Consider the following 472-nt stretch of genomic DNA (forward strand, 5'->3'; position numbering starts at 1 on the left):
GGGCGTGGACTACCAGGGTATCTAATCCTGTTTGCTACCCACGCTTTCGGACATGAACGTCAGTGTTATCCCAGGAGGCTGCCTTCGCCATCGGTATTCCTCCACATCTCTACGCATTTCACTGCTACACGTGGAATTCCACCTCCCTCTGACACACTCGAGTCACCCAGTTCAGAACGCAGTTCCCGGGTTGAGCCCGGGGATTTCACATCCTGCTTAAGTAACCGTCTGCGCCCGCTTTACGCCCAGTAATTCCGATTAACGCTCGCACCCTACGTATTACCGCGGCTGCTGGCACGTAGTTAGCCGGTGCTTATTCTTCAGGTACCGTCATCGGCCGCCGATATTGGCAACGGCCTTTTCTTCCCTGACAAAAGTCCTTTACAACCCGAAGGCCTTCTTCAGACACGCGGCATGGCTGGATCAGGCTTGCGCCCATTGTCCAAAATTCCCCACTGCTGCCTCCCGTAGG

1 rRNA gene is annotated in these 472 nt (G+C 55.3%); it reads right to left on the bottom strand.

The annotated features are described in order from the left end of the window. A 16S ribosomal RNA gene (locus DSY56_RS11690) occupies positions 1–472 on the bottom strand; the annotation flags it as partial.

This window comes from Streptococcus sp. 596553 (genome assembly GCF_900411395.1).
Classification (GTDB): domain Bacteria; phylum Bacillota; class Bacilli; order Lactobacillales; family Streptococcaceae; genus Streptococcus; species Streptococcus mitis_BA.